The sequence below is a fragment of the Streptomyces chrestomyceticus JCM 4735 genome (genome assembly GCF_003865135.1).
In the GTDB taxonomy this organism is placed as follows: Bacteria; Actinomycetota; Actinomycetes; order Streptomycetales; family Streptomycetaceae; genus Streptomyces; species Streptomyces chrestomyceticus.
On record NZ_BHZC01000001.1, the window covers coordinates 5,089,877 to 5,103,785 of the forward strand.

Annotated in this window: 12 protein-coding genes and 2 pseudogenes; 8 read left to right on the forward strand and 6 right to left on the reverse strand. The window is 70.8% G+C overall.

Annotation, left to right across the window (positions count from 1 at the left end; genetic code table 11):
• Positions 1–34: 34 nt before the first annotated feature.
• The 7 genes and pseudogenes from EJG53_RS21905 (at position 35) to EJG53_RS21935 (ending at position 6,386) form a co-directional block, all read left to right on the forward strand.
• Complete coding sequence (locus tag EJG53_RS21905) at positions 35–979, forward strand: hypothetical protein (protein WP_125046221.1); 945 nt, start codon at positions 35–37, stop codon at positions 977–979.
• Positions 980–1,238: 259 nt separating this feature from the next.
• Positions 1,239–2,054, forward strand: a complete 816-nt coding sequence (locus tag EJG53_RS21910) for a S1 family peptidase (protein WP_125046222.1) — start codon at positions 1,239–1,241, stop codon at positions 2,052–2,054.
• Positions 2,055–2,383: 329 nt separating this feature from the next.
• A complete protein-coding gene (locus EJG53_RS21915) occupies positions 2,384–3,193 on the forward strand; it encodes a S1 family peptidase (RefSeq protein WP_125046223.1) in 810 nt (269 codons plus the stop codon).
• Between the two features lie 102 nt (positions 3,194–3,295).
• Positions 3,296–3,900: pseudogene (locus EJG53_RS21920) on the forward strand (helix-turn-helix domain-containing protein).
• A gap of 178 nt (positions 3,901–4,078) precedes the next feature.
• Positions 4,079–4,435, forward strand: a pseudogene (locus tag EJG53_RS21925) (GNAT family N-acetyltransferase); the annotation flags it as partial.
• Positions 4,436–4,497: 62 nt separating this feature from the next.
• Positions 4,498–5,721, forward strand: coding sequence for an AAA family ATPase (locus tag EJG53_RS21930; RefSeq protein WP_125046225.1), 1,224 nt, complete (start codon positions 4,498–4,500; stop codon positions 5,719–5,721).
• A 71-nt stretch (positions 5,722–5,792) separates the two neighbouring features.
• Positions 5,793–6,386 (forward strand): hypothetical protein, encoded by a 594-nt coding sequence (locus EJG53_RS21935; protein ID WP_244955272.1) that lies wholly within the window; start codon positions 5,793–5,795, stop codon positions 6,384–6,386.
• 3 nt (positions 6,387–6,389) lie between these two features.
• Here the strand turns inward: EJG53_RS21935 and EJG53_RS21940 are convergent, their stop codons facing one another.
• The 6 genes from EJG53_RS21940 to EJG53_RS21970 all read right to left on the reverse strand — a co-directional run bounded on the left by EJG53_RS21940 (position 6,390) and on the right by EJG53_RS21970 (position 12,013).
• Positions 6,390–6,590, reverse strand: a complete 201-nt coding sequence (locus EJG53_RS21940) for a DUF397 domain-containing protein (RefSeq protein ID WP_244955273.1) — start codon at positions 6,588–6,590, stop codon at positions 6,390–6,392.
• Between the two features lie 5 nt (positions 6,591–6,595).
• Complete coding sequence (locus tag EJG53_RS21945; RefSeq protein WP_125046226.1) at positions 6,596–7,447, reverse strand: helix-turn-helix domain-containing protein; 852 nt, start codon at positions 7,445–7,447, stop codon at positions 6,596–6,598.
• Positions 7,448–7,926: 479 nt separating this feature from the next.
• The gene (locus EJG53_RS21955; RefSeq protein WP_125046227.1) at positions 7,927–9,198 is read right to left on the reverse strand and encodes an MFS transporter; all 1,272 of its coding nucleotides are present in this window, start codon (positions 9,196–9,198) and stop codon (positions 7,927–7,929) included.
• Between the two features lie 100 nt (positions 9,199–9,298).
• A complete protein-coding gene (locus EJG53_RS21960) occupies positions 9,299–10,012 on the reverse strand; it encodes a DUF4328 domain-containing protein (RefSeq protein ID WP_244955274.1) in 714 nt (237 codons plus the stop codon).
• Positions 10,013–10,172: 160 nt separating this feature from the next.
• Positions 10,173–11,114 (reverse strand): class A beta-lactamase, encoded by a 942-nt coding sequence (gene bla, locus EJG53_RS21965; protein ID WP_125046228.1) that lies wholly within the window; start codon positions 11,112–11,114, stop codon positions 10,173–10,175.
• A gap of 164 nt (positions 11,115–11,278) precedes the next feature.
• Complete coding sequence (locus tag EJG53_RS21970; RefSeq protein WP_125046229.1) at positions 11,279–12,013, reverse strand: DUF4232 domain-containing protein; 735 nt, start codon at positions 12,011–12,013, stop codon at positions 11,279–11,281.
• 346 nt (positions 12,014–12,359) lie between these two features.
• Between EJG53_RS21970 and EJG53_RS21975 the strand changes: the two genes are divergently transcribed.
• Positions 12,360–13,823: a helix-turn-helix domain-containing protein gene (locus tag EJG53_RS21975; protein ID WP_244955275.1), complete on the forward strand. Its 1,464-nt coding sequence runs from the start codon at positions 12,360–12,362 to the stop codon at positions 13,821–13,823.
• Positions 13,824–13,909 lie beyond the last annotated feature (86 nt).

Sequence of the window (13,909 nt, forward strand, 5' to 3'; positions counted from 1 at the left end):
AAGAAGCGACGTATCGACAGGGAGGGGTACAGACATGAGGACACGACTGAAGAGATGGCGGCGCTCCGTCGGGAGCGCCGCCGTCGCGCTGTGTGCGGCGGCCGGCCTCGGCGGGGCGCTGGCCACGCCGGCCGCGGCGGCCGCTGGGCCGACACCGGTGACCTCGTACACGTACACGAGCGTGGCGGGGGACTACATCGGGCAGGGGAAGGCCGGTACGTACCGGGAGCCGACCGCGAAGATCACTCTGACCGGGGACGCCGGGGCGGTCCGCGTCCGGGTCCAGGGCACCGACGACTCGTGGGACGTCGAACTCGCCGCCCCCAAGGGCGACCAACTGCGTCCCGGGATCTACCGCGACGCCGAGCGGGCCGCGTTCCGCACCGGCCGCTCGCCCGGCCTCGACGTCGGCGGCAACGGCCGCGGCTGCAACGAGGTGTACGGGCAGTTCAGCGTGGACCAGATCGCCACGGACGCGTCGGGCGCGGTCACGCTGCTCGACGCCTCGTACACGCAGAAGTGCGAGTCGGCGACGGCCCAGCCGCTGAAGGGGACGGTCAAGTACCGCGCGCTGCCGCTGTCGTACGCGTACAAGAGCGACGTCGGCGACTGGGTCGGGCAGGGCAAGTCGGTGACGCACACCGGCGCCACCAGCACCTTCCGGCTGTCGGACAGCTACGGCGGCGGCGTCTCGTTCGGGGTCGAGGGCAAGCGGGAGTATTGGACGGCGGAGTTCCGGCCGCCGACGGGGGAGCGGCTGACCGCCGGGCGTACGTACCAGGTCACCGGCGCGGAAGGCGGCGCGACCCTGGAGGTCTACGGGAACGGGCGCGGCTGCGGGAACGCGACCGGTGAATTCACCGTGGACCGGCTGTACTTCACCGACGAGGGCAAGGTGACCGGCCTGTCGGCCCGCTACCGGCAGGTGTGCGACGGCGGGACGGCCGGGATGTCGGGCACTGTGCATTACGCGGCCTGACGGGTCGGTGCGAGTCGCGTCCTCCCGGGGCGCGGCTCGCGCTGCGGGCCCCCGCGTCCCACACATGGCGATTGGCCAGTTCTGTGACTTGTGCCCCGTTCGTAGCGTCCACATAATCACAACGCTCTGCCGCGGCGCGGCGCCCGTCCCCCACGTACGTCCTGCTCCGAGGGCGCCCGTCGCTTGGTAATTGGCATGACCCGGACAACGTCGACCGGCGCTGGCCGAAGCGGCACCACCCCCTTGGAGAGGACGTCCGTTGACCCGTCACGCGAGATTCCTGAAGAGATCCGTCGCCGCCGGAGCGGTCGCCCTGGCGGCCCTGTCGCTGCAGCCCACGGCGGCGAGCGCCGCCGGTGAACCGACCCCGTCGAGCAGCACACCCGGCACGAAGGTCGTCGGCGGAGTGCCCGCCGCGCAAGGCGAATTCCCGTTCATGGTGCGGCTGTCCATGGGCTGCGGCGGTGCGCTCTACCGCCAGGACATCGTGCTCACCGCCGCGCACTGCGTGGACGGCAGCGGCAACAACACCTCCATCACCGCCACGGCCGGTGTCGTGGACCTCCAGAGCTCCAGCGCGATCAAGGTCAAGTCCACCAAAGTCCTCCAGGCCCCCGGTTACAACGGCTCCGGCAAGGACTGGGCCCTGATCAAGCTCGCCCGACCGATCACCAACCTGCCCACCCTCCCCGTCACCACCGACGGCCGCTACGACTCGGGCGACTTCACCGTCGCGGGCTGGGGCGCCACGCGCGAGGGCGGCGGCCAGCAGCGCTATCTGCGCAAGGCGACGGTGCCGTTCGTCGACACCCCGACCTGCCAGCGGGCGTACGGGAGCGCGTACATCCCCGGTGAGGAGATCTGCGCCGGCATCATGTCGACCGGCGGCGTCGACACCTGCCAGGGCGACTCCGGTGGCCCGATGTTCCGCAAGGACAACAACGGTGCCTGGATCCAGGTCGGCATCACCAGTTGGGGCGACGGCTGCGCGCGGCCCGGTAAGCCCGGTGTCTACACGCGGGTGAGCGCCTTCTCGCAGGCCATCGCGAAGGCGGCGGACCAGCTACGACGCTGAGCCTCTCGGGGCGCTAAGGGCCCTTAGGACCCGTACGGGCGGGGCGGCGACATCGCCGCCCCGCCCTTCTGTCTGCCCCTGCGGGAACCGGTACCGAACGGAACCGGTACCGAACCGTCCAGATCCGCATACGTCGCCGATCCCGACACGTGGCCCGACAAGTGGCTGGTTTCAGAACCTTGTGCGTCTTTGAGGCGCGTCCACATAATCACAACGCTCCAGTCACGCCACGGCACTTCCGGCGCAGCAGTTGGCGCCGGTGGTGCTGCCCCGTGCTGCGCAGCACGAGCTGGACATCGGTGTGCCTCCCCGACGCGAGAGGAAAGTCCTTGAAGCGCTCCGCGAGATGTATCAAGAGATCCATAGCCGTTGGTGCCGCCGTGGCGGCGGCGGTCGCCCTCCAGTCGGCAGGCGGGGCCACCGCCGCACCGGCCCCGGCGCCGAGCCCCGGCCAGCAGATCATCGGCGGACCGCCCGCCAAGCAGGGCGAGTTCCCGTTCATGGTCCGGCTCTCGATGGGCTGCGGCGGCTCCCTCATCCGGGAGGACGTCGTGCTGACCGCCGCGCACTGCGTGGACGGCAGCGGCCCCAACACCGGCATCACCGTCACCGCGGGCGTCGTGGACCTCCAGAACCCCAAGGCGATCAAGGTGAAGTCCACCGAGGTCGCGCAGGCACCCGGGTACGACGGCAAGGGCAAGGACTGGGCGCTGATCAAGCTCGCCACGCCGATCAAGAACCAGGAGACGCTGCACCTCGCCGAGGACGACAACTTCGACCGCGGCACGTTCACCATCGCCGGCTGGGGCGCCAGTCGGGAGAGCGGCCCCCAGCAGCGCTACCTGCGCAAGGCGAAGGTCCCGTTCGTGAACATGACCGCCTGCAAGCAGGCGTACGGCGACCTGCTCACCCCCGGTGAGGAGCTCTGCGCCGGCTTCCTGGCCGAGGGTGGCGTCGACACCTGCCAGGGCGACTCCGGCGGCCCGATGTTCCGCCGCGACGGGGACGGCGACTGGGTACAGGTCGGCATCACCAGTTGGGGCGAGGGCTGCGCGCGGCCCGGCAAGCCCGGCGTCTACACGAAGGTGAGCGCCTTCTCCGCCCAGATCGAGAAGGCCGCCACCAAGCTGGCGAGCTGACCGGACGCGTCCCGGGCCGCACACAGGCCCGGGATGCCTCCGCCACCCGACATCACGGGTCTCCCTTCCCTCCCCTCCCATATCCGGGATACCTTCCCGCATATGAGAACCGAAGGGCCGACCCGTGGTGTTGTGGACAACGCTCACACCACCCCCATGGAGTCCCGACTCGCCGCCCGCCTGGCCGAGTTGCGTACGGAGCGCGGCTGGTCGCTCGACGACCTGGCCCGGCGTACGGAGGTGAGCCGGTCCACCCTCTCGCGCCTGGAACGGGCCGAGATCAGCCCCACGGCCGCCCTGCTGTCCCGGCTGTGCGCGGCGTACGAACGGCCGATGTCCCGGCTGCTGGCCGAGGTCGAGTCGGAGCCGCCCCAACTCGTACGGGCCGACGCGCAGCCCGTATGGCACGACGCCCCCTCCGGCTTCACCCGCCGCTCCGTCTCACCGCCCCACCCCAACCTACGGGGCGAAGTCGTGGAAGCCACCCTGGCCCCCGGCGCCGACATCGCCTACGACAGCCCGCCGCCCGTACCCGGCCTGGAACAACACATCTGGCTGCTGGACGGCCAGTTGGAGATCACCACCTCCGGTACGGCCCACTCCCTCACCCCGGGCGACTGTCTCCGCTTCCGCCTCTGGGGCCCCACCCGCTTCCGCAACACAGGCTCCGCCCCGCGCGCTACGCACTGGTGGTGGTCCTCCCATGACCCACCCCACCACTGCCCCATCACCATCACCCGGCTCTCCCCGGAGACTTTCGACGCCAGCGTCCGCGGCCTGGCAGACCTCCTCACCGACACCGTCGCCGGCGGCTCCTCCCTGGGCTTCGTCGCCCCCTTCGGCCGGGAGGAAGCGGCGGCCTGGTGGCGCACCCAACGCCCCGCCGTGGCCGACGGCACCCTCGACATCTGGGTGGCCGAGGGCCCCGCCGGAATCACCGGCACGATCAGCCTCGCCCACCCGCAAAAGGCGAACGGCCGCCACCGCGCCGAGATCGTCAAACTCCTCGTCCACCGAACCGCCCGCGGCCAGGGCCTCGGCCGCACCCTCCTCACCACCGCCGAACAGTCCGCCGTCCGCTCCGGCTTCCGCCTCCTGCTCCTCGACACGGAAACCGCCAGCCCGGCGGATCACCTGTACCGCCGCACCGGCTGGACCCCGTACGGCACGGTCCCGTCCTACGCGGCGGACCCGGGAGGCGAGCTGCGGGACTGCACGTTCTTTTACAAGGAGGTGGGATGAGGGCTGGGTGGTGCCTGGACAAGGTGCTGCCCTGCGACATCCGAACCCGATAGGTTCGCCCTATGCCTGGCCGCCTCTTGGAGCTTCACGTAGAGAACTTCCGCAGTCTGCGTGACGTGACCATCCCCCTTGGCCCGCTCAATGTGCTCGTGGGCCCGAACGGGGTGGGGAAGTCGAATGTGCTGAAGGTCTTCGACTTCCTTGCCTCGATCATCCGAACGGACCTGCAACCCGCGCTCGACGATCGCGGAGGCTTCGACGAGGTGGGGTTCTGGGGCGGCGAGAGACCTCCGACCTCGATGAAGATCGAGTTGAAAGCCACCTGGACGACGCATGCGAGCCCCAAGGCACCGGACGAGTACGCACTGACCATTCGCAGGCGTGCCACACCGACCAGCCGCCATCCCCACACGTTGTCACGTCACGAAACCTTTCGGTTCAAGCGGACGCGCGGCAGAGGCCGTCGCATCACCATTTCAGGTGATGAGGCACATGTCGTCGACGAGAGAGCCGGGCGGGAGGACGACAACACCCGGTTCGGAATGCAGCGGCTCAGCAGCGGCTTGTCGACGCTTCCGCGCCTCGGGCGATCGGACGGCGGGGAAGAGGTGACGCGCGTCGCCGAACGTCTCTCCTCCTTCCGGGTGTTCGACGTGGATGTCACCGCTGCCCGGCAGCCGACCCGCGCTCGTTCCACCCTTGCAGACCGCCTGCAGTCGCATGCCGAGAATCTGGCGGCGTTCCTCGTCCAGTTGAGCGCGGACGAGGAACGCTGGGAGCACCTGACGACGGACGCGCGCCGCATACTGCCGCAATTGGAGGCGATCGAGTTCGAGCAGGTCGGTGGCTACGCCGACCGTCTCGCCGTCGTGCTCCACGAGCGAGGTCTGCGCCGCACCACCCCCTTGGCCGACGCCTCCTTCGGAACGGTGCGCCTCCTGGGCCTGCTGGCCATGCTGTACGACCCGCATCCTCCCGCGCTCACCTGCGTCGAAGAGATCGACCACGGTCTGCACCCGCAAGCACTGGAACTGATCGTGGAGCGATTGCGAGAGGCATCTGCACGCACCCAGTTCATCGTGGCGACTCACTCGCCGGCGCTGGTCGACCGGCTGCAACCGCACGAGTTCATCGTGTGTGACCGCGACGAAAGCGGCGCGTCGATCATCCCGGCGCTGACGGAGGACGAGGTCAAGGAGATCGCCGCCGAAGCCGGCGACCGGCCGCTCGGTGAACTGTGGTTCTCCGGCGTACTCGGCGGTGACCTGACGGAGGACGAGCTGTGAGGCGCGGAGCGAGCCGGGCGGCGGGCAGAGGCATTGTCGTCCTGGCAGGGGAGAGTTCCAACGACCGGCGCATGTTGGCCACGTTCATCAAGGCCGCTCACCCGGACTTAGCGGATTCCGTCTGCCTCACCGAAATCACCGACCCGGTCCGGCTGCGGAAGAAATCAGGTACCGACCTGGCGACAGCGGCGAACGTGCTGGTGGGCAAGGCGCGAGGAAAAGCCAAGCTGAAGGCCGGAGATTTCGTCGGTATCGCGGTGCACGAGGACATGGACGCCTGCCCCGGGCCCGCCTACGACACGGCACGACGAGCGGTCTCCGCCGCGCTCGCCAAGGCGGCCGGCGCCTCGTCGTCCGTCTATGCGCTGGCCGCGGCGGAGTCCGAGGCATGGCTCCTGCTGTTCCCCGACGCGTTCCCTCTCTTCCGGCCCTCATGGAAGCTTCCGGCTCAGTGGAAGGGGAAGGACACCGGCCGCCGAAGAACCCCGAAGGAAGACATCGAGGCCGTACTGGCCCGGCCCCACTTCAGAGAGAGCGACGGGCCAGAGATCGTGAACGAGGCGTTGCGCCAGGGGCTGCTGGACAGGCCCGACGGTTCGAATCGCTCCTACAGCGAGTTCGTACGGGACCTGACCGCGTGGCCGGTTGAGCGACGGGCGCGGTAGGGCTCAGGCGTCTGGGGCGAGGGTGTCGCCCTTGACGGCAGCTATGAGCAAGCCGAGCTGGGGGCGAGTGGTGGTGACCTCCGCGTGGGGAGCTGCGCTTTCTCGGATGCGGACGGTGTGGTCGGGGAATGCGGCGACGTTCAGGCAGTTGCTGGAGTCTGCGCAGTAGGAGGACTTCTGCCACTGGGTGGACGGCACGGTCACGCCTTTCAGAGTTCGCGGGCGATGCTGTGGATGAAATCGCGGGATTCGGCTGCGGTGAGCGACTTTTGTGTCAGCAGGTCCATGACGGCGTGATGGCGCGACAGTTGTGCGGTGGCATCGTGGAACGCGGGGCCGCCCATTTGGTCGAGCTGCACGGTGTCGAGCTCTGGCGCCGGGCCGGATGCGTACGTGATCGTCTGCCCGGAGCCGGGGAACTCGCCGCGTGAGAACGGGATCACGAGCACGGTGACGTTGTCGCGTTCACTCGTCGTGGTGATGTGTTCAAGTTGTTTGCGGGCGATCGCACGTCCGCCGAACTGCATCCGCAGGGCCGCTTCGTGGATGATCGCGGTGTAGGGGGCGGCGTCCTCCTGGTAAATGGCTGCCTGGCGTTTGACGCGGAATGAGGTGCGGTGCTCGACCTCGTGCGGCGGCAGGGGCGGCACACCCTGGTTGAAGACGACACGCGCGTGGTCGATGGTCTGGAGCAGGCCGGGCAAGGTGGAGGTCTGCGCCGTTCGGAGTTCGGTGGCATGGAATTCCATCTCGGCGATGTCGAGTTGTCCGGCCGGCAGGGTGCCGCGGTACTCCTCCCACCAGTGACGGACACGATCGTCGGCCATGGCCGCGAGGGCGTCGATGAGGGCCTGGTTCCCGCAGGCGTAATTGCAAGCCAGCGTGCGCACGCGGGTGGCGCTGATGCCCGCTCGCCCGCGTTCGATGTTGCTGATGCGAGCTTGATCGACGCCGAGCAGGGAGCCTGCGGCCGAAGCGGTCATCCCGGCACTCTCGCGAAGTTTGCGCAGCTCGGCGCCTAGACGCTGTTGGCGAACTGTCGGTGTGGTCCTGGGCGGCATCGACCCTCACTCTCGTGTCGCGCACAGTCTGCCGGGGCAGCCAGTCGCGGTCCAGCGGAGCATCTATGTTCCGAATGACGGTGCATAGTGGCGCCGATGCCACTACGGTGTGTCCCACGTCACTCACGCTCCGCGTGAGTCAACTGCGCATCCGTAACGGAGGCTTCGCATGTCCGGTGACTGGGAGTACGCGTTCGAGATGTCCGACAACCCGCGCGCTCCGCGTGTCGCGCGGCGGGTGGTGCGGCTGGTGCTGGAAGAGCATGGGGAGACGGGGCTGGTCGACGGGGCGGAGCTGTTGGCGGCGGAGTTGATCGCCAACTCGTACCGGTACGCGAAGGGGCCTGCCAATGTGCGGGTGAAGCGGATCGGGGCGCGCCTGCGCGTCAGTGTGTGGGACGGGAATCCGGAGCTGCCCAGCTTCGGGGTGGGCGCGGTGGCCGGGCCGGGGGCCGAGGCCGGGAGGGGGCTGGGGCTGGTCAGGGCGTGTGCCGAGAGTTTTGGCGGGTTCGCTTACGGGTCGGGGGCGTTGGGGTCGGGTGGGGGCAAGGTGATGTGGTTCGAGTTGGGGGAGGAGTGTCCGTTGCGGGGTGGTGGGGGCGGGTGAGGAGGGTGGTTGCCGTACCGGTCAGGAGAAGGGACAGAGCGGCCCAGGGGAGGGCTGTGGGTGGGGAGACGGTCAGGAGGAGGGCGCCGGTCAGTGCGCCGCCGCCGATGCCGGTGTTGAACGCGGCGACGTAGAGGGAGGACGCCGCGTCGGGGGCGTCGAGGGCCGTGCGCAGGACGGCGGTCTGGAAGCAGACGGGGAGCGCGGTGCAGGCCATGCCCCAGGTGGCGATGGAGAGGAAGAGGAGGGGGCGGTAGGTCGGGGCCGCGCCCAAGGCGGTGAGGGAGACGGCCATCAGGGCGAGGGTGCCGAGGAGCGTGGTGCGGGGGCGGGTGTCGACGAGGGCGCCGCTGAGCCAGGTGCCCGCGATGCCGGTCAGGCCGAAGAGGAGGAGTACGGCGCTGACGGAGGCGGGGGCGAAGCCGGCGGCGTCGCGGAGGAATTCCGTCACGTAGGTGTAGAGCGTGAAGTGGCCGAGGATGACGAGGCCGGTGGTCAGGACGACCGGGCGCAGGCCCGGGGTGCGGGCCACGCGGGGGAGGTCGGAGACGCGGAGGGCGGGGCCGGGCGGGACGTGGGGCAGGAGGCGCGCCGCCGTGAGCAGGGTGACCGTGCCGAGTGCGGCGGTGGCGAGGAACGCGGTGCGCCAGCCGAAGGCCGTACCGGCCGTCGTCCCGAGTGGCACGCCCACGACGAAGGCCAGGGAGACGCCCGCGAAGACGATGGCTGTGGCGCGGCCCGAACGTCCCGGTCCGGCGATGGCCGCCGCGTACCCGGCGACGATGGCGTAGAAGACGCCGTGCGCCAGGCCGCAGAGGAGGCGGGTCGTCGCGAGAGTGGCGTAGTTGGGGGAGAGACCCGAGAGCGCGGTGGCGGCCATGAAGACGGCGCAGGTGGTCAGGAAGAGGCGCTTGCGGGGCCAGGCGGAGGTGCGCGCGGTGAGCGGGGCGGCGGTCAGGCCGACGGCGAAGGCGTAGACCGTGACGAGCAGCCCCGTGCGGGAGGGGGCCACCTCCAAGTCACGGCTGATGTCCGGCAGCAGGCCGACCGGCAGGAACTCGATGGTGCCGATGATGAAGACGAGGAGAGAGAGGGGGAGGAGGCGGGGGAGGGGGTGTGTGGTTGGAGGGTGGGTGGGAGGCATGCGCGGGACCGTAGGTCCTGACACCGGTGTGAAGGTCAAGGCGCCTTGGGCGGGGGCGCCTTGGCCTGGGTTTGCGGGCCGGAGTCGTACGGTCGCTGGGTTACGGGGCGGGGTGGGGCGGCGCGCCGTACGGTGCGGCGGGGATCTGCTGCATACGGGACAGCTTGCGGACGAAGAGGATGGCGAGGACGGCCGCGGCGAGGTCCAGGAGGTCGGAGAGCGCCACCACGGACACGGCCCGGCGGAGGGTGTGCGGAAGATCCGCCTTGTCGTAGAGGGTGCTGCCGATCCGGCCGATGATCAGCGTGAGGACCCACAGCAGCCACCAGACCCGCACCAGCAGGGTGGGGACCTTGCGACCGGAGCCGTCGGGCGCCGGCTGGGCGCTGGACTCCCAGGTCTCCCTGGCGACGCGGAACGGCAGCCACAGGTTGCCGATCGGGATGAACCAGGAGCCGATGGCCCAGCCGCTGCCCAGCGTGCACACGTCCCGTGTGTAGTGCTCGGCGTTCACCCGGGACCGGTGGAACCAGATGATGAAGGCGACGGCGGTGGGGATCAGGAGGGTGCCCTGGAGGAGGGCGGCCACTCCGTACAGCATGTCGGCGCGGTCGGCCTGCTTTTCGGTGGTGGTGGCCAGGCTGTCCAGTACCGCGCGCATGTTGAGGTCGGCGACCAGCGCGAGGACGTCGGTGGCGATGACCAGGCTGAACAGCACGGTCAGCGCGATGGCGAGACCCCAGGTCGGCCGGAGTGCCGGCCCGCCGGTGGGCGGGAAGCCGGGGGGCGGCGGGCCGACGGGTATGTGAGACATGGCTGAGTAACTCCCCTGAACATGAAAATGCCCGCCCTGGGGCGGGAGGAGAGGGAATTTACGGGATGGTGGGTGGCACGGCAAATGGGTTTGCGACGGGGCTGCCCCGGCCGGAAGTGACGGCCGGGGCAGGTGAGGCAGAGGGGGCGGTGGAACGGGGTCAGGCCGGGGCGACCGCCTCGGCCATCACGGTGGCGGTCTTGATGACGAGCGGGGTGTCGCCCGAGGCGGTGGGGAGCGTCGGCTTGTGGGTGAAGACCGCGAGGACGATCGGGGTGCCGTCGGGCGTCCAGGCCACGCCCGCGTCGTTGCTCGTCCCGTACGTGCTGCCGCCGCCGGACTTGTCCGCCACCTTCCAGTCCTTCGGCAGCCCCGCGCGGAAACGTTCCACGCTGGTGGTGCTGCGCAGCAGCCAGTCGGTCAGGAGGGCGCGGTCGGGGCGGTTCAGGGCATCGCCGAGGACGAGCCGGCGGTAGGTGTGCGCGATGGCGTACGGGGAGGTGGTGTCCGTACGGCGGTCCGGCTCGCCGGAGTTCAGCTCGGGCTCCCAGCGGTCGAGGCGGGTCACCGGGTCGCCGAGGGACCGGCAGAAGCGGGTGACGGCGGTCGGGCCGCCCAGCTCGCGCAGGAGGAGGTTGGCGGCGCAGTTGTCGCTGTACCGGACCGCCGCGTCGCACAGGTCCCGTACGGACATGCCGTCGGCGACGTGCTGGGACGTGATGGGTACATGGCCGGCCTTGCGTACGTCGGCCTCGGTGTAGTGGATGACGCGGGACAACTGGGTGCCGTCGTGGTCGAGGTCGCGCAGTACGGCCGCGGCGGCGAGCCCCTTGAAGACGGAGCACATGGGGAAACGTTCGTGGGCGCGGTGGAGCAGGGTGGCGCCGGTGGCCAGGTTCAGGGCGAAGACGCCGATTCTGGCCTGGTGTTCCCGTTCCAGTTCGCGGAGGCGGTGGGTGGCGGGAGTGGAGGCGGGGGCGGTGGGGCCGGGCTGGGTGGCGCTCGCCGTGGTGGTGCCGAGGGCGAGCGCGCCACCCAGACCGAGGCCGAGGCCGGTGCCGAGTACGGAACGCCGGGTGAGAGACGGCGTGGGCTTGCGCATGGTGTGTCCTTTCCCCAGTCCCCCGGGTGGCTGTTGCTGGTGGGGACGTTGGGGGTGGAGGGGTTGGTTGCGCAAGCCCGGTGGTCCGACAGCCCGGCACCCCGGTAGTCCGGCACCCCGGTAGCCCAGCGGCCCGGTAGTCCGTCGGCCCCACGGCAGGGTTGTCAGAGGGCGTTGTCCAGTTCGCTCTGCCAGTACGTGACCTGGGCGGAGTCGTCGATGTACGTGCCCTTCGGCAGCGTGGGGTGGGCCGGACGCTCCGCGTAGCTGCCGTCCCGGTTCGCGAAGAACACGTCCAGGCTGTGCACCGTCCTGCCGCCCTGGGCCTCCCCAGTGGCGTCCGACGTGCGCACCGCCGCGTACGCGGACCGGCCCGGCTCGACGGACACCACGGACTGCGGCTTGCTGCTCTGCAGGACGTCGGTGGGCGCCTGGGCGTCGTCGAAGCGGAGGGCCGGGTAGTGGTACGCGTCGCAGCGGGTCGAGCCGGTGTTGGTGAGGGTGAGGAGGATGTGGTTGATGGGGCGGCTGAGCTTGGAGACGGTCACCTTGGTGTTGGCCGCGGTGCAGGGGGTGGACTTCGCGCCCGTAGAGGCGCCGTGCTTGCCGCCGGAACCGGTCCTGGTGGGAGTCGCCTGCGCGCCGTGACCGCCCTGCGAGCCCGCGCCCGAGGGGGACTTCGCCGACGGGCCCGTACCGCCCGATCCGTTCGCGGAACCGGCCGAGGAGTCCTGGCCCGGGGCGGGGGCCGAGCCGGCCGAGGCCGCGGGCTGTGCGGCCCCGGCGGCCTTCTTGCCGTCCTCGGCGCCGCCGCAGGCGGTCAGGGAGAGGGCGGCGGCGACGGCCGCGGCGGAGGCGGCGACCCGGGCGGTGCGGGTGGAGAAGAGACGCGAACGCATGAGTGGTGCTCCCCGTGAGGTCATGGGACTGGAATGGGACGGAACGTTTGATCGGGCGCGATCAGAAGCTGTGGAGGACGGCCGCGATGACGACGACACAGGCGGTCAGTACGCCCAGTGCCGCGAAGTCGGCCGGTTCGAGAGGACAGCGGAAACGGATCCGCACGGCTGCTCCCCGGTAAGGCCCTGGTCAGGGCGTCGTCGGTGATCACAGCCTGGGCGACGGTCCGTCCCGGCCGCAACGGCTGTCCGCGGATCCGGGACGCTGGAACGATTGCGCGTACTCTGACCTGGGGGAATGGGGGCTCCCTGGAACGGGGTTCCGGGACGGGCAGGAGGGGAATCGGTGAGCACGGCTTCCGGCACGGACGGTTTCGCGGCACTGCTGCGCACGTTGAAGACGAGGTCAGGGCTGAGTTACGGCGCCCTGGCCAAACGCCTGCACATGAGTACGTCCACGCTGCACCGCTACTGCAACGGCGACGCGGTGCCGACGGATTACGCGCCCGTGGAGCGGCTGGCCCGGGTGTGCGGCGCGCGGCCGGAGGAACTGGTCGAGCTGCACCGCCGGTGGATCCTGGCCGACGCGGCGCGGGGGCGACGGACGGCGGCGGGGGACGGGAAGGCGGGGGACGGGAAGGCGGGGGACGCCGAGCCGGAGGAGGGCGGGCCGGGGAAGACCGGGACGGAGGCTGCTGTACCCGAGTCGGTACCGGAGCCCGAGTCCGTGCCGGGCCCCGAGTCCGTGCCGGGCCCCGAGTCCGTACCGGCTCCCGAGCCCGCCCCCGAGCAGGCTCCCACTCCCGCCTCCGCAGAACCCCCCACCCCCACCCCCACTACCCCCACCACCCGCCCCAAACTCCGCCTGGCCCTGGCAGCCGCCGCCGTCGTCGCGCTGGCCGTGCCCGTCATCCTCGTCAGCACCTCCTCCTCGGATTCGGACCGGTCGGCCCCGGCCGGGACGGAGGTGGCCGGCCGGTCGGCCCGCGATGGGCGCGGGCCGGTGCCGGACGGCGGGGCCTCCGGCACGCCGTCCCCGTCCGCGTCGGCGTCCGCTTCCGGGGCGGCCGACGCGCCGGTGCGGGGCCGGGCGGCGGACACCGCGAGCCCGTCCGGGGGCGAGTCCGACGGCCCGCCCGAGGAGGGTGAAGGCAAGGGCGAGGCGGGCGGCAGCAGTGGCGAAAGCAGCGGGACACCGCTCACCGTGGATGTCCGTACGAACAACTGGGACGACCCCTGCGACCGCTGGTACCTGCTCGACAAGCCGCCCACCGAGGTCCCGCCGCCGCCCACCGGGGTGAGCGCGCGCGGCTGGGCGAACGCGCTCGGCGGGGTGTCCGGTGGCCACCTCAGGGTGGCGCTGGCCGTGCAGGGCACCAGTGACCAGGCCGTCGTCCTGCACTCGCTGACCGTACGGACCACCACGCGTACGGCGTCGGCGGCGGGGTCGGCGTACTCCATGGGCGACGGCTGCGGCGGCGGGCTCACCCCGGCCTCGTTCGACGTCGGGTTGGACGCGGCGCAGCCGGTGACACGGCCGGTGGGCGGCGAGCAGGGGGACCGGAAGATCCCGGCGACCGACTTCCCGTTCAAGGTCTCGGCGTCCGACCCGCAGATGCTGTACGTGGACGCGCACGCGGAGGCGAACGACGTGAGCTGGTACCTGGAGCTGGAGTGGAGCAGCGGCGGGCGGCGCGGCACGCTGCGCCTGGACGACCACGGCAAGCCGTTCCGTACGAGCGCGATCAAGGGACGTCCGCAGTACATCTACCGGTGGGACCAGAACGCCTGGGCCCCCTACGGGAGCTGACCGTGGAACTGTCTCCCCCCATGGGAGACGGAAGGCCCCGCCGGAACGGGATGTTCCGGCGGGGCCTTCTTCGCATACGCCTCTCG